The following is a 22,623-nucleotide window of genomic DNA, read 5'->3' on the forward strand; positions in this document are numbered from 1 at the left end:
TTCCTCCATTCTAAAAGTTGAATTCCACGTCCTCGAATACGGTCCGTTTCGGCCTCGGGCGAGCGCCTTGCAGCTCCACATGCCGCGCCTCGGCGGTTGGATCAGCTGCAATTGCACGCAGGATGCGGACGTAATCGTCCAGCAGCACAGCCATCGTCTCGGGGCGGAATAGCTTGGAGGCATAATCCAGCGCTAGCATGAATCCGTCCTCCGATGCTGACGCCTCCAGCGTGAGGTCAAACTTCGCCGTCCTCGGACGGAACGATAGAAGCTCCGCTCGCAGCCCTTCGGCATGCAGCTCGGCTGTCTCTTGATTGTGCATGACGAATGCGGCGTCAAATAACGGGTTCCGGCTCACGTCACGCGGAAGGTTAAGCTGCGCGGTCAGTTCCTCCAGCGGGTAGTCTTGATGCTCGAACGCCGCAATTGTATCGGCCTTGACCGCTTGAAGGAATTGCTCGTAAGGCTGGTCGCCTGCAGGGCGGCAGCGAATGACGAGCATCTGAACGAACATGCCGATCAACGGCTGCAAATCAGGGTCGGCGCGTCCTGCGGACGGCGTGCCGATAATAAGATCGTCCTGATTGCTGTATCGTTGAAGCAGCAGCGCGTATGCCGCAAGCAGCGCCATGTACAGCGTCGCGCCATTGCTCGCTGCGACTGCCTGCAGCTGATCTTGCAGCTCCGGCTCCAGCAGCAGGCTCACGCGGCCGCCTTCGAAGCTTTGAACGCTTGGACGCGGGAAATCCGTCGGCAGCGCCAAGACTGGAAGCGGACCGCTCAGCGTGCGCTGCCAATATTCGGCGTGGCGACCCATCGTTCCGTTCTCTACCTGCCGCTGCTGCCATACCGCGTAATCCTTGAATTGAATCCGCAGCTCTGGCAGCTCTTCACCGTTGTATAGCTGGATAAAATCGCGAATGAGCACAGCCATTGACACGCCGTCCGACACGATATGATGCATATCGAAGAACAGCGCATAAGCGTCCGCTTCGGTCAGTTTGATAAGCGTTGCCCGCAATAGCGGCGCCTGTCCAAGATCAAACGGTTGAATCAGCGAAGCCGCCAATGCTTCCAGCCCCTCTTCCGCTGCCTCGCGGTAACCGAATTGGAACGGCGCCTCCTGCTGGATGAACTGCATGAATTGGCCGTCCTCGACCGCGAATGAAGTGCGGAGCGACTCGTGGCGGGCAATCAGCGCGCGCAGCGCCTGCTCCGCCCGTTCACGGTCCAGCGCGCCTTCCAGCCGGAACAGCCCCGGCAGGTTGTAGGCGGTGCTGTCCAACGCCAATTGCTGAATAACGTACAGCCGCAATTGCCCGGAGGACAACGGATAACAAAGCTGCGCTTCCGCTGGCGTTATGGCCAGCTCCGGCTCCGCTTGCGGCGAAGCTTGCGCAATCGCCTCGGCTTGCTGCCTGATCGTAGACAGGCGGAACAAGTCCGCGAGCGGCATATTGACGCCGTACGCTTGGAGGATGCGCGAGCGCAAACCGATCGCATGCAGCGAATGGCCGCCGATTTCGAAGAACGATTCGGTCATGCCGATCGGGCTTGCCCCGAGCAGCTCGGACCAAATAACGGCGAGCTCCGCTTCCAGCGGGTTGGCCGGCGGTTCGCCTGCCATATCCTGCGCTTGCAGCTCAGGCGCAGGCAGCGCTTTGAGATCGATCTTGCCGTTCGCATTCAGCGGCAGCGCCTCCAGCTGCTGGAAGCGCGCCGGGATCATATAGCCCGGCAGCTCTTGCGCCAGCGCTTCCCTGATCGCCGTCACGGTTATCGGACCTGCTGCCACGAAGTAACCGCAAAGGTAAAACTGCCCTGCCTCGTCGGCGCGGGCGGTTACGACCGCCTCTTGAATGCGCGGCACCTTGCGCAAATGCGCCTCGACCTCGCCGATCTCGATGCGATAGCCGCGGATTTTGACCTGATGATCGATCCGTCCGAGGTAGGCAATGTTTCCGTCCGGCTGCCAACGAACCCAGTCGCCTGTGCGGTACATAAGGCCGCCCGGCACATGCGGGTTGGCGACGAATTTATCCGCCGTCAAATCCAAGCGGTCCCAATACCCGCGCGCCAGCCCCTCGCCCGAAATGCATAGCTCGCCCGGCACGCCAATTGGCTGCAGCTGCAGCTCGCCGTTCACGATCCATGCCTGGACGTTCGGAAGCGGCCTGCCGATCGGTACATTTGCCCGCGACGGCTCATTCGCCCCCGTCGTATATCGGGTCGCATAAATCGTCGCTTCCGTTGGGCCGTACAAGTTTTCCAGCTGCGCAGGCAGCGCCGTGCGCTCGTATTGCTCCACCAGCCTGCGAGTCAACGCTTCGCCGGCTGCGAATATATAAGTCAGCGACTGCAAATGCGCCAGTTGGTCGACCGTCACGCTGTTCAATAGCGCCTGCAGCATCGATGGAACGAAGTTGATGTGCGTGATGCCATGGCGGCTGATCGCTTGAACGAGCGCATCCGGGTCCTTCTCATCGCCCTGCGGCAAAATGATCAGCTGCCCATTGCCAACAAACCAGCCGAACAGCTCGGCCACCGATACGTCAAACGCATACGTCGTTTTGAGCAAATAACGATCATCCGCCTGCAGCGGATACAGCCGCTCTAACTGGCTGAGCATATGCACGATCGAACGCTGCTCGACCATAACGCCTTTGGGCTTGCCCGTCGATCCCGAGGTAAAGATGACATAAGCCAGATTGGCTGGCGACGATATCGGCTCAAGGTTGCGCCCGTCCGTTTCGTACGCTTGCGGATCATCCAGATCGATGGCTTTCCCCGCCGCGAAGCCGCCTCCCGGCAATCGTTCGAGGAGCCGCCCTTGAAGCAGAAGCAGCTTGGCCCCAGATTCTTGCAAAATCGAAGCGATCCGATCCGCCGGATGCGCCGGGTCAATCGGCACGTACGCGCCGCCAGCCTTCATGATGGCAAGAATGCCGATGACCATCTCGAAGGAGCGCTCCGTCATGATGCCGATCAATTGATCCGGTGCAACGCCCTCGTTTCTTAGCGTACGCGCCAACTGGTTCGCTCTTGTATTCAGCTCGCGATACGTCATCCAGCGGCCTTCATAGAAGACTGCTTCCTGTTCCGGCGTTTGCTTCGCGCGCTGCTCGAACATGCCGTGAATCGTCTGATCGCCTGCTTCGTATGCCGCGTAGGTCGCGTTGAAGCCGAACATGATTTGCGACCGTTCCTTCGCGTCCAGCATTTCCACCTGCCCGATCGCCCGATCCGGCGCTTGGACTGCTGCTTTCAGCAATTGAACGAAATGACGGGAAAGCTGCGCGATCGTGCCTGGCTCGAACAGCTCGGTCGCATATTCCATATGGGCGCGGAGGCCCTCGCCGGACTCGGACAGCTCCAACGTCAGATCGAATCGGCTTTGCTTCGTATCGTACTTGTAAGGCCGGAATTGCAGCCCCTCTACCTGCTGGGTCGCCCAATCCATGTTCTGGTACACGAACATCGTGTCAAACAGCGGATTGCGGCTCAAATCACGCGGCACGTTCAGCCGCTCTACCAGCATTTCGAACGGATACGCCTGATGCTCCATCGCGCTCATCGCATTGTCCTTCACTTCGCGCAGAAACTGCCGGAACGGCTTCTTGCCTTCCGGCTGGCTGCGCAGCGCCAGCGTCTGGACGAACATGCCGACCATCGTTTGCAAATCCGAATGCTCCCTGCCAGCGACCGGCGTACCGACCACGACATCCTCTTGCCCGGCGTATTTGGCAAGCAGCATTTGGAACACGGCCAAATAGATCATGAACGGTGTAGCGCCAGCCTCGGACGCCAGCCGCTTGACGCCTGCTTGCAGCTCAGTCGGCAGCTCAAATGCATACCGCCGTCCCGCGAAGCCGCGGACAGACGGGCGAGGCGCATCAAGCGGCAGATTCAAGACGGGCACGCCGTCCGCGAATACATTGAGCCAATAGTCGGCTAAATGATCAAGCTTGTGCTGCTGAAGCAGCTCGCTTTGCCAGAAGGCAAAATCGCGATACTGCACGCGCAGCTCCGGCAGCGCTTCGCCGCTATACAGCTGCATGAACTCCTTCATGAGCAGGCTGATCGACACGCCGTCTGCTGCAATATGATGCATATCGAATAAGAGCAAGTGCTTGGACGCTTCCATTCGGATCGCCCCGGCACGGAATAATGGCGATTGCTTCAGGTCAAATGGACGGATGAAGGATGCGATCGCTTCCTCTAGGTCGCCTTCGCCCAGCTCGATATAGTCAATAGTTGGCTCTGCCTTCGAGCCATCAGCGATGCTGCCGACAAAGCCTTCCTCCTCCACCCAGCGATATGCGGTAGATAGAATCGCATGTCTGCGTACAAGCGCTTGGCATGCTGCACGGAACTTCCCTACATCCAGATCACCCTCAACAACGAACAGGATTGGCTGGTTGTAGGCCAAGCTCGGCACATCCATTTGCTCCAGCACAAGCAATCGTTTTTGAGCGGAAGTGACCGGATAAGCTCCGCTTCCTGCCGCAGGCTCAATAGCCTGATGCCGCATGCGGTCGGCGCCGTCGATCCGTCTGGACAGCTCGCGAACCGTCGGCGCGGCGAACAAATCGCGCAGCGAAACCGTCACGCTGAACTGCTGATGGATGCGTGAAGCAAGCGAAACCGCCTGCAGCGAATTGCCGCCAATGGCGAAGAAATGGTCCAGCGCGCCGATCGGCCGCCTGCCGAGAATATCCTCCACGATTGCGGCGAGCGCCGTTTCCGTTGCCCCAACCGGTTGGTCGAAGGGGCCGGCATGCGACGCAGCAGCCGTTGTCGGCTTCGGCTTATGAAGCGCGAGCAATTGGTCGCCCCTGTGATGCTGCAGCGGAAGCAGCTGATGGCGATGCTTCAGCTCCGCCGCGTCAGCGCCGGGAACCTCCCAATGCCGCAGCTCGGCTGTTGCGAGCGCTAATGCCAGTGGCTGCTTCGCAGCTTCATCGCGATTGCGCTCATCGGCATTGCTCGACAATCCAGCGGCAACCTGCTGCTCGGAGGCGAATGATTCTGCTTCGTCCTCCCACTGCGCGACAAACTCGGCTTCATCCGGAATGCTCGTTAACGGCAGCACATAACGCTCTGGGCTTTGACGGGAGCTTGGGCTAGAGCGTTGGCCGGAGCCTTGTCCTGCCCCATCGGCCGCATTTGCTCCATCAGCTGTCTCGCCCGAAACTGTCCAGCCTGCTTCCTGAAGGAACAGACGGAACGGCTCGTTCTTGTCCGTCGCAACATAATTGGCTGCCAGAGCGACAGCCCCTTGGCCTGCTGCAAATCGCTTCAGCTCGCATAAAATCGCATGTTCGACGCGCCGGCCAAGGACGCGGCAGCTCAGCAGGAACGTATCCAACGCGAGAAGATCATCCTCCACAGCGCCGATGACCAAGCCGACAAAGCCGTAATCGCCGAAGCGATCCGCAACCTCGATCCCCCAGCACGCTATTGCCGAATCGGCTGCGAGCCTGCGCAGCTCATCCTCGGTACGGCGAATCGTGCTGAGATTAAACTGGTTCGTTCGCTGCGTCAGCTGCGAAGCCCGAGCGATCTGGTCCGGCCCGATTAGGCGCATCTTCATCCGCAGGTTCAGCCCTGCGAGGAAAGCGTCCATTGCCGCTGGCGCCGCGCTTCCGCTTTCATCAGAGGCCGCGCGCGCTTCCGGCTGCGCCGCCTGCTGGGCACTGCGCCGCTGCGACTCCGCGCGGTAATAGTCGGACCTTCTGCGGTCCTCCTCCGTCACCGTCAGCTTGTCAAACGCCCAAACATGCTGGAGATAATGCGGAATAAGCGCCGCGTCCTCCGGCACTTGAAGCGAAAGGACGGAAGGACAGCCCGCCATCATCTCGCTGATCTCCTTCGGATTGTCGTCGACGAAAATAAAGCTGTCCAAGCCAAGGTTCAACTGCTCAGCGAGCAGGCGAAGATTGTCCGCCTTAGGCTCCCAATTGAGCTGCGCCGCTACGAAATGCTCCCGCTTCAGCAGCATGCCCGGGTTGCGGTCGAACACTTCCCACACGTCGGCTTCGTTGTTTTTGCTGCTTAACACAAGCAGCATGCCGTCGCTCAAGCGGTCCAGCATAAATTGCTGCAGCGCGGCGTAAGGTCCTTCAACGGAAACGCCGAGCGGGCCGTCTTCTCCGCAGATGCCTTTCCATAACGTGTTGTCGCAATCCAGCGCAATGACCTTGAACGGGCTCGCTGCATGCAGACCGATAACCGTACGGGCAACCGTCGTCCCGATCGCGGCATAATACGCTTCCGTAAACGGCATATGCCCTTCATGGTCCATGACCGGATCGTAGATAACTGGCACTTGATATAGGGCAGCAAGCGATTCATCGAAAGCTGCCATACGAACGTTGTCCATCGCAGCAAGCGTTGCGCGCCATTGTTCGTTCAATTGCTCCAAATGAGCGATGACTTCCGCGCTGTATGGCAGCCCCGGCGTTACCGGGAATGTGCCGACCACATACGTGCCGCGCGCGCTTCGATTGCGCATCGCCTGCTCCAGCTCGCCATAAATGCGATCCAGCTTCGCTTTTAATACAGCCGCAGGTGAATCATCCTCGCGAATCCAGTCCTCGAACCGCGCAAGCAGCACATTGATTCCGTCATTGGTCGAAATCATGCTCGACGGGTCCAGCAGCTGCTGGAACACTTGATGGTACGGGGCAAAAGCAACGGTTACGTCCCGTTGGAACTGCTGGCACCACCATGCAATCGGCTCGGCAATTGGCTCAGCCGTAAACGTCGCGCTAACCGCGACCGTTAGCTCGGCGGTTGACGCCGCGCCTAATCCGTCATTCACCGCCGCGTCCTGCGCGCTGTCCATTCTTGGCAAGCCCATCAGGCTTACCGACGGCTGCTCTGCTACTGCACCTGCCATCGCTACGAAGGTTTCCAGCCATTGCCGAACCGTCTCTTCTTTGAACAACGCCGTATCGTATTGCATGACAAGCGTCAGACTGTCCGAATCGGACACGCCGTTCCACACATCCAGCTTGAAGTCTAACGGCGCAGCAGCATGTTCCAGCGGATATTCCTCGAACCGCAAGCCCGCCTCTTCCATTCGCAGCTGGTCGGTCGGGTTCATGGCAAACTCGTTATGGTACACGAACATCGTGTCGTAGAGCGGATTGCGGGAGCGATCCGCCGTAGCCTGCAGATCCGATACCATCCAGTCGAACGGGTAATCGTGGGCATAAGCCTCGAGAACGTTCCGATGCACCTCATTGGCAAAATCGGCGAAGGCTTGCTCCGCTGGCACGTTCAGCCGCACCGGCAGGAAGTTAATAAACATGCCGATGACCTGCTCCAGCTCGGGATGATTGCGGCCTGCAACGAGCGTACCGACAACCAGATCCTCCTGATTCGAAAACTGGCGCAGCATCCATCCATAAACCGCGAATAGCAAGGAGTTCATCGTCCAGCCGCTCCGCTGAGCGAGCTTCTCCAGCTTCCGCTTCAATTCGGCAGGAAGCTGCGTTTTCAACGACCGACCTTGCAGCGACTTCTGTCCCCCGCGTTCAAAATCAGCCGGCATGCTCAGCAGCGGAAGGCTGCCGGACAACCGGCTGCGCCAGTATTGCTGCTCCCGCATAAAGCCGCCGCGATCGAGCGTATCCTGCTGCCATACGACAAAGTCGACGTATTGGAGCGGCAGCTCCGCAAGCGTTCCGCCTTTATAAAGCTCGCAAAACTCCTTGATCAAAATGCTCGTCGATACGCCATCGGACGCGATATGATGCAGATCGATCAGAATCAAATGGCGGCTGCTCTGGTTATCCTGCTCACCCTGATCGCCTGATTGGCTTACAAGCCGCACCAGCCCGACGCGAAGCATCGGAGGCGCCGCTAGGTCAAACGGGCGAATAAAGTCGTCCAGCACCGACTGAACGCCTTCCTCCGAGCACCGATATTGCTGCACATGGAATTCCGTTTCGGCTGCGATGCGCTGAATGACTTGACCATCCTCGAAAACGAAGGAGGCGCGCAGCGATGCGTGCCGCTGGAGCAATTGGCGGAAAACCGCTTCTAGCCGGCTTGCATCAAGCTCTCCATGCGCCATGATTCCGAACGGCGTATTGTTGCCCGTGCCGATTGAAGCGAACTGCTCCTGAATATAAACGCGATATTGGGACGGCGTCAGCGGATAATGCAGACGTTCCGCGGCTTTCGCCAGCGGCTCCCTGCGGTATCCTGATTGCGCAGCCTCTGGCTCCAGCTCAACTAGCCCTTCCACATATGCGGCGAGCTCGCTAATCGTTGCATGCTTCAGCAGATCAGCAACTTCGACGCGAATCGCCAGCAGGCTGCTGGCCCGGTTCACGATCTTGAGCGCGAGGATGGAATCCCCGCCTGCTTCGTAATAATTGTCGCGTAAGTCCACGCTGCGAAGGCCAAGCGTCTCGCCCCAAGCTTGGGCAATGCCGAGCTCAGCCTTCGTGTAGCTGCCATCCGGCTTCCCTGTCAAGGTAACGGCATGCGATGTGCCAACCGCCGCAGCGGCAGCCATCGCTCCGCGATTTGACGCATCGTTTGCGGACGCCAATGAAGCCGGCGCTTCAAGCCAGCAGCGGCTCGGTTCAAACGGATACGTTGGCAGCGGCAGCCGCGCATGTCTTCGCCCTGCGTACTGGCGTCCCCAGTCGATGTCGGCTCCCGCTGCATAGCTGGCGGCTAATGCGGCTGTGCCGCCGCTCTCGCCGCCAGTTATTTCCCCGTAATAAATACCGCGCGACGGCTCGCCTATTAAACCCTGATCGACGATCGATGCCAGCTGCCCGGCTAGCTCCTCCGCCGATTCAAATACGAATGCGAGCCGATGCTCATAATGATCCCGGCCCGTATTGGCCGAGTAGCACAGATCCGCTAGCCGACTCTGCCCCAGCTCTGGCATGCACTCGCTGTATTGCAGCACCAACCGTTGCAGTGCCGATTCGCTCTTGGCGGATAAGGCAAGCAGGTTGGCTGTCGAATCGCCAGCCTCCCATCGCTCGTCGCTCTCCCGTTCCATGGCTTCAGGCGCTTCCTCCAGCACGACATGGGCGTTCGTGCCGCTCATGCCGAAGGCGCTGACGCCGCAGCGGCGAGGGGCGTCGCCCCGCTCCCAGTCCATCAGCCGATCCGCCACATAAACGGGCGATTCGATGAAATGAATAGCTCTGTTCGGCCTTGCAAAATGCGCCAGCGGCGGAATTTGGCGATGCTTCATCGCCAAAACCGCCTTCAGCAGGCCAGCCATGCCTGCTGCGTGATCCAAATGTCCGATGTTCGCTTTCACAGAGCCGACGGCGACGAACTGCTTCCGGTCGGTGAATCGCCGGAAAGCGCGGGTCAAGCCGTCGATCTCAATCGGATCGCCGAGCTTCGTGCCCGTTCCGTGCGCTTCAATGTAGCCGATCGTTTCCGGATCGATGCCCGCATGCTGCCATGCGCGGGCAATGACCTCTTCCTGAGACGCCACATTCGGCGCGGTCAGGCCGACGGAGCTGCCGTCCTGATTGACTGCGCTGCCTTTAATGACCGCATGGATGTGGTCGCCATCCTGCTGCGCTTTATGCAGCGGCTTCAGCACGAACGCAATCGCGCCTTCGCCCGCTCCCGTGCCGTCGGATGAATCGTCGAACGTATGGGCGCGCCAGTCGGAGGCTTCGATCCCGATCTTGACCTCATTGCTGAGCGGAAGCAGGTTGACCTTCACGCTGCCAGCCAGCGCCGTCTCGCATTCTCCGTTTCGGATCGCTTGGCAGGCGAGATGCACCGCCACCAAGGAAGAGGAGCATGCCGTATCCACGTTAAGACTCGGCCCTTTCAGATCGAGCAAATAGGACAGCCTGCCGGCAATGATCGAGCTCAGATTGCCTGGTATCGCGAGCGAAAGCGCATCCGGCTCGGATTCCGATACCATTCGTTTATAATCGTAAAGCGTATCCGCGTTATATCCGACGTAGACGCCCGTCTTGCTGCCAGCCAACCTGCTGCGCCCGTAGCCGGCGTCCTCGAACGCCTTCCATGCGGTCTCAAGAAAAAGCCGCTGGTTCGGATTCATCAGGCTCGCTTCCTTCGGCGACAAGCGGAAGAACGCATAATCGAACTGATCAATCGCGTCCAGATAAGCGCCGTCAAAATAATCAGGCGGCCGCCCGTCTGACACTCTGCCTTTGGCGTAAGCCTCGACATCCTTGCGCCTTGACTCCGGGAAAGGGGAGATAAAATCGGCGCCCTTGCTCACTAGCGTCCAAAACTCCTCTACGCTGCCGACAAGCGGCAGCTTCGCCGATATCCCGATGATTGCAATATCCTTGGCCGACAATTCCTCCATCGTTTCCGCTTCGGCCTGTTCAGACTCCGCTTCCTCCCAATCCAGCAGATCAAAGTTCAGCATGGAGCTCGCCCCCTACGCGATCGCTTTGACCGGTTGGGAGGGATTGCTCGTTCTCGCGGCCAGTCTCGCGGTTTTTCCACAAGTACACCATGAGGCCGATGACGACCACCGAGCTAATGCCCAGCGCCCACACAACTCCGGGGCCATATGCGACATTCAGCTTCCGAATGCCGTAGTACGCCGCGAACACGAAAAACTCGTTAATGATCGGCGCCCAGATCGACTTGTACCATTCGAACATGAAGCTGAAAATAAGCGCGCCAAGCGTCGCATAGATCGTCAGGGCGATGTCCCAGTTGAAGAACAAGCCGCCGTAAACGATGCCTGTCCCGATGACAGATACCCACACTGGCATAGCGGTGCGGAATACGTTGTAGATCATCGCGCGGAAATAAATTTCTTTATACATGGAGTGAACGATCAGGAACGCGAAATAAACAAGGAAAAGTGCATCGGTCAAATAAACGGTTAACTGGTCGAATTGCGGGTAGTTCTTCTCGAAGTAAGGGATTTTGAAAAACATTTGGACCCATACGCCCATCGCAATGCCCAATATGGAGATCAATACGGCATTTTTCAGGGAGATGCGCGAGAAATTGCTCACTTGAATGAGATCCTTCTTATTGACCCACTTCATGATGTAGTAATAGATGACGAAGGCCAAGATATCGTAAGGAATGAAGCCGATAACATTGTTCCGTCCAAGCCACGGCGAGATGGCGTCGATGCCCATCACATATTGATTCCATACGATGAAGATGAACGGATAATAGAATGCGGAATAAACAAACGTCCATAGGAGCAGGTTGCCGATCATCCGGAGATCGACCGATTTGTTGTCGCCTTTCCACACTGCACGAACCAGCACGATCATGAAGAACAGGGAAACGCCGGCGATTAGCATCAAAATATGGTCCGGACAGTCCGAGAGGAAGTCCAGCACGCCATATTGCTTCGCCACGAAGATGACCGTGTTCATGAAGCCTGCCGCAAGCAGCGTCGACCAGATCGACTTCAGGCGGTAGTAGAGAATGCCGTACATGATGGCAAGGAAGAACGAAATGAACTGAACGCTCAGATTAGGCTGGCAGTACGCATAGAAGACAGCTTGTACGACCAGCGCGAAGATGAATGGCATTTTGCGGCGCATAATGTTGAACAGAATGCCGCGGAACAGTACCTCTTCGAACAAGGGCCCGATAATCGACAAGCCGATAATCGTAACGATGAAGGACTGGGAGTTCATAAACATGTTGATGTAGTTGTCGAAGTCGGGCGTCGCCTCTTCAATGAACGACAACTTAATGAAACAAATAAAGAATATGCCGGTGAAAATGCCGACGAGGGTTGTAATTGTCGCGTCGAGCTTGCTTATTTTGGAGAAGTTGCTCATCTGAACGATGCTTTCGTAACGTTCCTTCACGATCCGCTTCTTCACTTGGAAGATGATTGCTATAAGCGCTGACGTAATCGCAAACATCACGGTAATCCAGATCGGCAGGTTCTTGCCTACAAACTCGCCGTAAGCGCCCGAATTCGGCACAATGATATCGTTATGAACAATGGAAACCCCAAGGAAAGTACCCAGCAGCAGTACCAGTTCCCCTATCATCGTCAAATATTTTTTCATTCTTTTCCATCCTCTCAAATGGCAAATATTGAATCTATTTCATCGCAATGCTACACACGTTCCGCAATCGAGGCCGCTTCGTGCAGGAGTGATTCCCGCTCCGCTTCTACCGTCCCTTTGGCCGTCAAAATCGTACGAAGGCTAGCCAGCGCCGCGTCAACCTCAGCAGCGGAAGGCAGACGGCCGGATTGCTCAAGCTCCTGCTGCATGCGGCTAATCACCCGATAGGGCGCGATGACGCCTGCCTCATACGCAGCAGGATCTCCGTTCGTATTGCGCGTCGTTACGGCGATTGCCAAGCAGCGGTCGATAAAGCTCGGCTGCCGCCTGCCCAGCTCCAGCATGCGGGCATGGCCATCCGCATCATCCCATGCATAGGCCTGCATATTGCGGGCCGTTCTGCGCACCAGCTTGGTCAGCACCGTGTTCGGACCTAGCTCAATGGCATGCGACACGCCTTGCCGCTGCATATAACGAATCGATTCCGCCCAGCGCACGGGAAGAACAAGCTGACGGGCCAAGCCATCAATCATCGCCTGCTTGCCTGCCTCAGTATCCATGGCAAAAGGCTCGGCGGTTACGTTGGACACGACAGGGCAGCTTGGACGCATCAGCTCATACTGCGCCAGCTGCTCCCGCAGCCGCTCCGCCGCAGGCGCCATAAGCGGCGTGTGGAACGGGACGCGAGACAGCAGGGGCACGACGCGCCCTCCCATTTGAACCAGCGCTTCCGAAGCCGCGCTGACTGCCTCTTGGTGTCCCGCGATGACCGTCTGGTCCGCTGCATTGCGGCAAGCAATCCAGACGGCCTGCTCCGCGCCGCCAAGATTAAGCCGCTCGCATTGCGCCGCTACGATCGCAGCGTCCAGCCCATTGACCGCTGCAAGCGCCCCTCCGCCGACAGGCGTCGCCGCCTCCATTGCCTCGCCCCGAAACCGGACGAGCTCCGCCGCGTCCCGCAGCCGTAGCACGCCTGCGCAGGTTAGCGCCGACAGCTCGCCCAAGCTATGGCCAGCCATGAAGGCCGGCTTCACGCCGACCTGCTGCACGTACACTCGGTACGCGGCTACGCTGCTAATGAGCATCGCTTGTTGGGCGTACGCGATGCTCTCTTGCTCTCGGAAGCCTTCCTTGAAGCACATGGCCGCCATCGGGATGCCCAGCGTATCCGCCGCTTCCTCGAAGGTTTCGCGAACGGCGGCATACCGTTCATGCCACTCGCGCATCATTCCGATGTACTGCGCCCCCGTTCCCGGGAACAATAAAGCCGTTTTTCCAATCATTGCGCTCCTCCTCCCGATACGGCTGATACGCTCTCTTCCAGCTGCGCGAACCAGCGAATCAGCTTCGTATAGCCCTGCATAAGCAATTTCACTTTGCCTTTGCGAAGCCGTTCGGCGGCATGCTCGCAATACAGCACGACACGGCGGCTTTCGATCCGGTAGGACACAGCCAAATCGAAGATGTCCGTCAGTCGATCCCGCGATTGGAAATGGTCTTGATGGTAGAACAATGCTGCAATCCCGTTAGCCGGCTTTTGCAGCGGCTGCTTGACAGCCATTTTCCAATCGAAGCCTTCCTCATGTGCAGAAGCCTGTCGAATCGCGGATGCAATCGTGTGCACGATTGGCGAAAAATGTTCCGCTTGCCGCAAGTCGACGTCTACCGGCAATATCCGGTCTCCCGCATGGCCGTAATGGACGGCCTGCTCGGCATTTTTCGTCACTTGGGCGAATAAGTAGCCATAGAGCGCAAGCAGGATTGGACCTACCCCATCGCCGCTTGCTGCTCCGGCCCGGATCAACTGCTCGGATAAATCGGCTTCGAGCTGAATTCGGAGCGTCGTCCCCGCTTCTTCTCCCTCCGAGCGGTTCGTGAAGAAATCTTCCGGCAGCTCGATGCAGCGCATGGAGACCGAAGACGACGCGCTGCCCGTCCGATCCGCAATAACGGCGGCAAGCTTCTCAATCGTCGGATAAGCGAACAGATCCGTAACCGTCAGCATGCCTGGGAAGCTCTCCTCCAGCTTCGCGTGCATGCGGAGCAGCAGCAGAGAATGTCCGCCGAGCTCGAAGAACTGGTCATGAATGCCCACCCGTTCCACGTTCAGCAATTCGCTCCACACCTGCGCAAGCTGCTCCTCTACCGCATTGCTTGGCGCCGCGTACTGCTGCTGAGCGGAGAGATTCGACTCCAGCTTGGCGAGCATGCCGCGGTTCGCCTTGCCGCTCGCGGTTAACGGCATCGTCTCCAGCATCGTGTAGGAGGCTGGAATCATGTAGTCTGGCAGCATCGTGCCTAGATGGCGCCGAATATCGGCCACGCTAACGTCCTGCTTGGCTACGATATAAGCGCATAGCCGGCTGTCGCCTTGCGGCGCCTGCTTCACCAGCACAGCCGATTCGGCGATGCTCTCATGCTTCAGAAGAGCGGCTTCGATTTCCCCAAGCTCGATCCGGTATCCCCGCAGCTTCACTTGATGGTCTAAGCGGCCCAAATATTCGATGTTCCCGTCAGGCAGCCATCTCGCCAAATCGCCCGTGCGATACATGCGCGTCCCGGGTACGAACGGATTGCTGACGAACTTCTCGGCCGTCAGCTCCTCCCGATTGCGGTACCCCCGCGCTAGCCCGATACCGGCAATGCACAGCTCTCCTTGCAGCCCTTCCGGCTGCAGGCGATCATGCTCATTGACGATGTACAGCTGGATGTTGTCGATCGGCCTTCCGATCGGCACCGAATCCAGCTCCCCGTTCGGCAAACAATCGTAGAAGGAAACGTCGATCGCCGCCTCGGTCGGGCCATACAGGTTGATCAGTCTGGTCGAGCGGTCCATGCGGTTAAGGAGCAATGCATAGAACCGTTCCATGACAGGAACCGGCAATGCTTCTCCGCTGGCGAATACGCGGTTCAGGCTGGCAAGCTTGTCCGATAAGGATGCAGCAGCGCCCGTGCGCTCAGGCTCAATTTCAAGCTGCCGGTCCACATAGTCGAGGAATAAGTGCAGCATCGACGGGACAAAATGCATCGTCGTAACCCGGCGGCGGCCAATCGTCGAGACGATCGCTTCCGGGTCCTTCTCCTGTCCCGGCTCCAGCAAACAGACTGCAGCGCCTGCGAAGCTCCACCAGAACAGCTCCCATACCGACACATCGAACGTATAAGGCGTCTTTTGCAAAATGACATCATCGGAACCAAGCGGATACCGCTGCTGCATCCAACAAATTCGGTTGACGACCGCCCGGTGCTCGATCATTACGCCCTTCGGATTGCCCGTGGAGCCTGACGTGTAGATGATGTAGGCAAGATCGTCGGCGCGCACATCCGTGTGCAAATTGGACTCGTCTCCTTGCAGCTGGTCGAGACGTTCAAGGCTGATCGCCGCAATTCCCCTCGACTGCGCCAACGGCAGCCATCGCTCTCTCGCAAGCAGCAGCATCGCGCCGCTGTCCTCAAGCAAGTAAGCGATCCGCTCTTCCGGATCGTCTGGCGATATCGGCAAATAGGCGCCGCCCGCCTTCACAATCGCAAGGATAGCGATTATCATCTCCGGCGAACGGGCAGTCAGGACGGCAGCTACGCGGTTTGGCCCAAGGCCGTCCTTCGCCAGCTCGCGCGCCAGCCGATTCGCCCGGGCATTGAGCTCCCCATACGTCAGCTCGATGTCGCCAAACCAGAGCGCCGGGCGGTCAGGCTGCTGAAGCGCCTGCTCTTCGAACCAGCTGTGGAGAGGGCGTTCAACCGGATAGTCGCGGGTCGTATCGTTAAACGTATGCAGCACCCGCTCCCGCTCTCTTGCGGACAGTATTTCGATTTCGCCGATTCGCTGCTCCGGCCTCGCTGAAACTTCCGCAATGATCGCCCGGAAATGGCGAATAAGGCGGCCGATCGTTTTGGGCATAAATAGCGCAGTCGCGTATTCAAACTTGCAAGCGAGCCCGCCCTCATGCTCGGAAACCTCCAGCGTCAGGTCAAATTTCGCGCTGCGATGCGGCAGGTCGATCCGCATCATGCTTGCGCCGCCGAGCGCCAACTCGGGAATGTCCATGTTCTGCATGACAAACATGACGTCGAACAGCGGATTACGACTCGTATCCCGGCTGAGCGGCAAGCTGCCGACCAACTCCTCGAACGGGTATTCCGCATGCTCGAATGCCGCCAAAACGTTGCCCTTTACTTCCTCAAGGAAGTGAAGGAATGTTTTGCCTGCGGCAGGATAATGGCGAAGCGGCAAGGTTTGGACGAACATCCCGATCGAATCTCGGAGATCCGCATGCGGACGCCCCGCAACCGGCGAGCCGACCACAACATCCGACTGGCCCGAATAACGAGACAACAGCACATTAAACATCGCCAAGATGACCATGTATAACGTCGTTTGCGATTGAAGCGCCAGCTGCTTCAGGGCGAGCGTTTCTCCGTCGCTTAAGCGGAATAACGATACATCCCCTTCATACGATTGCATCGCTGGACGCTTGAAGTCGGTCGGCAGCTGCAGCACAGGCGCGCCGTCCTCAAATTGGCTTAGCCAATATTGCCGCTGGCTCTGAATGGAAGGGCTGGCTAAGCGATCAAGCTGCCATGCCGCAAAATCGGTATATTGAACGGGCAGCGCCGCCAGCTCGCGCCCCTCGTAGAGGGCAGTAAAGTCTTGGACCAGCACCGCCATCGATACGCCGTCAGAGACGATATGATGCATGTCGAACAACAGGATTTCGCTGCTCGCCGTTTCATCCGGCAGCTCCAGCAAGCCGACGCGCAGCAGCGGAGCCTTCGCAAGGTCGAATGGCCGTACGAACGTGCGGAAAACATCTGCAACAGTGGCTTCATCCCCTGCAACATACGTTTCCAGCTGCACGGAGGCATGCGCATGAACCTTTTGCACGGGGACGCCATCGATCTGCTCGAACGCTGTTCGCAAGCTTTCATGCCTCGCGATTAGCGATGCGACAGCCCGTCTCAAGCGCTCCCGATCAATCAGGCCTTCCGCCTGCAAGGCTACTGGCAGATGATAAGCCGTTCCGATCTCTTGGAATTGCTGCAAAATATAAAGCCGGCTCTGTGCGGACGACAGCGGATAATGCTCGCGCTTCTCCACTCGCGGAATCGGTTCGAATGCCATTGGCGCGCGATGGTCGATCACCTCGGCCATTGCCTGCACCGTCGGCGTGTGGAAAATCTCGCGCAGCTCAAGCTGCACATGGAACGCGCGGTGCACCGCTTCGATGAGGTGAACGGCTTTGAGGGAATGCCCGCCCAGCTCGAAGAAATTGTCCGTGATGCCGACGCGCTCGACGTGAAGAATGTCCCGCCACAGCGCGGCAAGCTTCGCTTGCGTCTCCGTGCTTGGCTCCACGTATGTTTTCCCGAGCAGCAGCGTCGCCTCCATCGCGGCCAACGCGTGTCGATCGGCTTTGCCGCTTGCGGAAAGCGGCATTCGCTCGATCTGGGAGAAGTACGCCGGAACCATGTATTCCGGCAGCCTTCGAGCCAAATAAGCGCGCAGCGCAGAAGCATCGAGCGGCTGCACGGCTACCAAGTAAGCATGCAGCGCCAGCTCTCCGTCAGCATCCGGCTCCGCCAGCACGACGGCTTCCCGCACTTCCTCCATTTGCAGCAAGTGATGCTCGATCTCGCCTAGCTCCATTCGGAAACCGCGAATTTTGACCTGATGATCCAGCCGGCCCATATAGATAACTTGTCCGTCTGGTCGCAGCTTCGCCAAGTCGCCTGTCCGGTACATGCGCGTTCCCGCTTCGAACGGATTCGGTACGAACCGCTCGGCCGTCAGCTCAAGGCGTTCCCAATACCCACGCGCCAGTCCCGCGCCGCCTATGCACAGCTCGCCCGGTACGCCCGGCGGGCAGAGACGCAATGCCGCATCAACCACGTATAGCTGCGTGTTGGCGATGGGCTTGCCGATTGGAACGGCATGCAGCTTACCAGCTGTCGAGCAGTCAAAATGGGAGACGTCGACGGTCGCTTCGGTCGGCCCATATAAATTGATCAGACGCGTGCCATGCTGCGCATGCAGGCGGGCATTGAACCGCTCCGCCTGCCGAAGCGGCAATGCTTCGCCGCTGGCGAATACGAGCCGCAAGCTGGCGAGCGCTGCCGCTTGCTCGGGGCGAGCCTCGAGATAGGCCAGCATCAGCTGCAGCATCGACGGCACGAAGTGCATGGTCGTAATGCCGCGCTGCGCGATGGCTTGTACGATCGCTTCAGGCTCTTTTTCGCCGCCAGGCGCGAGGAAATGAACGGATGCCCCCGCCTGCGCCCACCAGAACAGCTCCCACACCGAAACGTCGAACGTGAAGGCCGTTTTTTGCAAAATAACATCGCTGTCGCCGATCGGATAAGCGCTCTGCATCCACTCGATCCGGTTAATGACCGAACGATGCTCGATCATGACACCCTTCGGATTGCCAGTCGAGCCGGATGTGTAGATCACGTATGCCAAACTGTCGGGCTTCGCTGCAGCTGGCAGATTGCCGGCTTCTCCTTCGTAGAGGCTCTCGTCATCCAGCTCCAGCCTTGTTCCTGCGAATGGGATCGACCCAAAGCGCCCATCCTGCACAAGCAGCAGCTCGGCCCCCGCATCCTCCAGCATGTAGCGGATACGTTCCTCCGGCAGCTCCGGCGCAATCGGCAGATACGCGCCGCCCGCCTTCAGAATAGCCAGGATGCCGGCAATCATTTGCGGAGAACGCTCGGTCATAATCGGAACGATGCGGTCCCGCTTAACGCCGCGCCGCCGCAGCTCGCGCGCCAGCTGGTTCGCTCGCGCATTCAGCTCACCATACGTGAGCGCAGCCGCATGATCGAATGTTGCTGCGACCCGATCGGGATGTGCCTCCGCCTGCATCTCCACCCACTCATGCAGCAATCGCGATTCCGAGAATGGCGTCGCTGTCGGATTATAGGCGAGCAATTGCTGCTGCTGCTCTTCTTCTGATAGCAGCCCAAGATCGGCAAGCCGCGTATGCGGCGAAGCAACCGCCTGCTCAAGCAGGCGCAGGAATTCATTGCCCAGACGCGCGACGGTCTCTTCCGCGAACAAGTCTGTGTTGTATTCCCAAGCCAGCTCCCATTGCGCGCTGCCATGCAAGTACACGTCCAGCTTCAGGTCCAGCTTCGCAGTGCCACCGGGAAGCGCATAATGCGCAGCCGTAACCTCGTTGGAGGCCAGCTTGCTCGCAAAATCCGATTGGTTATGCAGCACAACCATCGTATCGAACAGCGGATTGCGCGAAGGATGCGCCTGATGGCGCGTCAGCGCTGCTATTTCCTCATAAGGAAGCTGCTGATGGGCAAAATCCTGCTCAATCTCCTGCTCCGCATGCTGTACGTATTGCGCCCAGCTCGTGCTTGCATCGATTCGGAACCGAATCGGCATATATTCGATGAAAGCGCCAACGATTTTGGACAGGTCCGCATCGTTGCGGCCCGCAACCAATGCCCCGATGATCAGGTCTTCTTGGCGGGCGTACTTGTGCAAAATAAAGGAAAAGGCGGACAGCAGCACCGTATGGAGCGAGATTTGCTCCCGCTTCATCCATGCTTGCAATTGGGAAGAGAGCAGCTCCGGCACTTGCACGCGGATCAGGTCCCCGTTATAGGTGCGGCGCTCTGGCCTTTCGTAATCCGTCGGCAAATCCAATACCGGAATCTCGCCCTGCAGCCGCTCGGACCAATAGCTGGCGGCGGCTTGCCGGCGCTGCTGCTCCCGTTGTTGTTGATGCATAGCCTCGATGCTGTCGCCGCCATAGCTGTCATGGCTGCCAGCGTCGGCGAGGGCTTTGCTCTTGTTATGCAGCCAGACCGCGTAATCGCGGTACTGCAGCTCTGGGACTGGAAGCGTCTCCCCTTGGTACAATTGGAACCATTCGACTAGCATAATGTTTGCCGAGATGCCGTCGCAGGCAATGTGATGTATGTCTAGGTGTAAAATATGGTAGGGCTGTTTAGACTGAACATAGATGAGGGTAGATCGTAGTAGAGGTAAGCTATGCAAATCAAAAGGTTGAATCAATTGCGCCAGAAACTTAGGCAATTGCGCCTCGTCCAGTGATTGCTTGTTTAACGTCAAGCTTGCATTCGAATGCACCGTTTGGCGAACTTCGCCATCGATCATCCCATAGGTGGTGCGCAGCGCTTCATGCCGGTTAACCAGCTGCTGCAGCGCTCGTTCGAGCCGCTCCGCATCGATCGGTCCGGTCAGCTTCACCGCGAACGGCATATTGTAGGCCGTTCCCGTATCCCCGAGCAGCTGCTGCACGTACATGCGCTTCTGCGTAGGCGTAACGGGATCATGGCCTCCCGGGCCAGCCTGCTCTGCTTTGTTGATCAGTACGGCCGCAGGTCCCGCCTCCGACTGAAGGATCTTCCGCGCCAGCGCGCGGATGCTTGCATTGGCTGCGAGCTGCTTAGGCGAAATTTCGACATGAAACTGCTGGTGAACACGCGATAGCAGCCACGAGGCTTTCAGCGAATCGATGCCATAGTCGTGGAAGGAGGCCGCCAACGAAATCGGGCGCTCCATTACATCCAGCCATATCTCTCTTAGAAGCTGCTCTGTTTCATTCCATGGCTCTTCCTGCTCTCCTTCCATGCTTGCGCGGCTGGCGATCAAGCGGCTATACAGCTCCTCCTGCTCGCGGAATTCTCCGCTTACATACTGCTCCACCAGCTTATAACGCTGCGGCTTGCCGCTTGTCGTCTTCGGAATTTGCCGGACGGCAATGACGCAGCCAAGCTGCAGCCCGATACTTAAGCTAATATGGCTCGTCAATGACAACACGAGTGCGGCGAAAGCCTCTTCCTTCCCTCTGAACTGGACGAAAGCGACAAGCTCCTCCGTGCCCGAGGCTGTGTTTGCTACGCCGCAGACCGCGATTTTGCCCAGCTCGATGCCGTCGATCTCAAGCGCCAGCTGCTCCAGATCATGCGGGAAATAGTTGCGGCCCCCGATGAAAATAATGTCCTTCTTCCGTCCGGTAATGACCAGCCTGCCGCTTCGCATCAGCCCGATATCGCCGGTATCCAGCCATCCATCTTCGGTAATTAACGCCTGCGTAGCCGCTTCATTGCGATAATAGCCTTTCGTTACGTTGCCGCCCTTGATCTGAATATGTCCGATCCGATGCTCGCCAAGCGGGCTTCCGCTCTCATCGCAAATGCGAACCTCGCAATGGCTGACGGGAAAGCCTACATCGGCGAATGTGACGGTCGTATCGCTGCTCTCGCTGCTGAACTGTACGGCCGAGCCTACGCTGATCGACTGCCGCTCCACATGCACGCTCAGCAGTTCCTCCTCCACCGGAGGGAAGGTGATCGCCAAACTCGCTTCGGCCATGCCATAGACCGGGAACATCGCTTCGCGCCGCAATCCGTACGGCGCCATTCGCGTGAGAAACTCATCTGCCAGCGGAGCGGATATCGGCTCTGCCCCGTTGAACAACAGCTTCACGCTGGACAAATCCCAGTCGATCTCGCTATCGCTCCCCAGATGATTCAGCACATGCTTGTACCCGAAGTTCGGCGAAGCTAGCTGGGTAATCCGGTAGTCTGACGCTTTCTGCAGCCATAAGCGCGGGCGCAGCAGGAACAGCGCGGGCTGCATAATCCATTGGCTCATCCCATTCGCCAGCGGGGTCAAATGAAAGCCGATCAACCCCATGTCATGCGTGAGCGGCATCCAGCTGAGCGCCCTGTCGTCAGCATTCGCCTTTGATCCTTCGACAATTGCCGCAATATTCGTCAATAAATTCCGATGCGTGAGCATCACGCCTTTGGGATCGCCGGTCGAGCCCGAGGAATATTGGATAAATGCCAAGTCGTCGGAATGTGCGTCGTGGATAATGCCCGGTGAATGATCCGCTTCTTCCGCCGTGAAGGCACCGGTGTCCCACAGCTGCTCCTGAAAACCGCATTCCGCAAGCGTCGGATACACCTTCGATGAAGCGATTACGAAAGGCCGCTCTGTAAGCTCCCAGATCCGAGCGACCTTGGCACGCTGCTCTGGCGTTGCGCCTACGGTGACCGGTACTGGAACGATGCCGCCCAGCAAGCTGGCCCAGAAGAACGGGAGAAAGAGCTCCGGCTCTTCGATCTGAAACAAAAGAAGATCGCCCGCTTTCATCCCCCTGCCTTGCAGTTGGCCTAGCAGCGAACGAGCTTCCTCGTACAGCCTCCGATATGGCAGATAAACATCCTCGCGTTTATCGATAAAGGTAATTCCATGCTCCGATTGTGCAGCTCTTGCTAAAGCCTCGTTCATCGTCGCGCACACCATGGTCATGAACGTCCTCCCTTGAATAAAAATCATGATTGTTCAAACGTTTGCACGTAAAATAAAAATAAAATGTGTTCAATCGCTTAAACACATTTTTTCAATCGGAATAACATTCGTATAATTTTTTACATTCCTAGCTTCGATGATATTCTATCACCTAAATTTGCAAATTGACAAGCATATGTTGCGTATAACAGCATAAGCATTGCTGCCGAAGGATCGCCTCTCATTTTGGATGAAATTGATTTCAGTTCCAAGTAAATTGTTGGTTGTTAGGTTATTTAACGCAAACGTTTT

At 57.9% G+C, this 22,623-nt stretch carries 4 protein-coding genes; all 4 read right to left on the reverse strand.

Features of this window, described 5'->3' with window-relative positions; all coding sequences use genetic code 11:
- Nucleotides 1-10 precede the first annotated feature (10 nt).
- Genes PAECUDRAFT_RS08365 through PAECUDRAFT_RS08380 form a run of 4 tightly spaced genes read right to left on the reverse strand, consistent with a single transcriptional unit; the run spans nt 11 to nt 22,332 of the window.
- A complete protein-coding gene (locus PAECUDRAFT_RS08365) occupies nt 11-10,402 on the reverse strand; it encodes a non-ribosomal peptide synthetase (RefSeq protein ID WP_006037687.1) in 10,392 nt (3,463 codons plus the stop codon).
- A complete protein-coding gene (locus PAECUDRAFT_RS08370) occupies nt 10,389-12,032 on the reverse strand; it encodes a type II CAAX endopeptidase family protein (protein WP_006037688.1) in 1,644 nt (547 codons plus the stop codon). The genes PAECUDRAFT_RS08365 and PAECUDRAFT_RS08370 overlap by 14 nt, the downstream gene beginning before the upstream one ends.
- 50 nt (nt 12,033-12,082) lie before the next feature.
- Complete coding sequence (fabD, locus tag PAECUDRAFT_RS08375; RefSeq protein ID WP_006037689.1) at nt 12,083-13,315, reverse strand: ACP S-malonyltransferase; 1,233 nt, start codon at nt 13,313-13,315, stop codon at nt 12,083-12,085.
- Nucleotides 13,312-22,332, reverse strand: a complete 9,021-nt coding sequence (locus PAECUDRAFT_RS08380) for a non-ribosomal peptide synthetase (RefSeq protein ID WP_006037690.1) — start codon at nt 22,330-22,332, stop codon at nt 13,312-13,314. Before PAECUDRAFT_RS08380 ends, fabD begins: the two co-directional genes overlap by 4 nt.
- Nucleotides 22,333-22,623: the final 291 nt, after the last annotated feature.

It is taken from the genome of Paenibacillus curdlanolyticus YK9, assembly GCF_000179615.1.
GTDB lineage: Bacteria > Bacillota > Bacilli > Paenibacillales > Paenibacillaceae > Paenibacillus_T > Paenibacillus_T curdlanolyticus.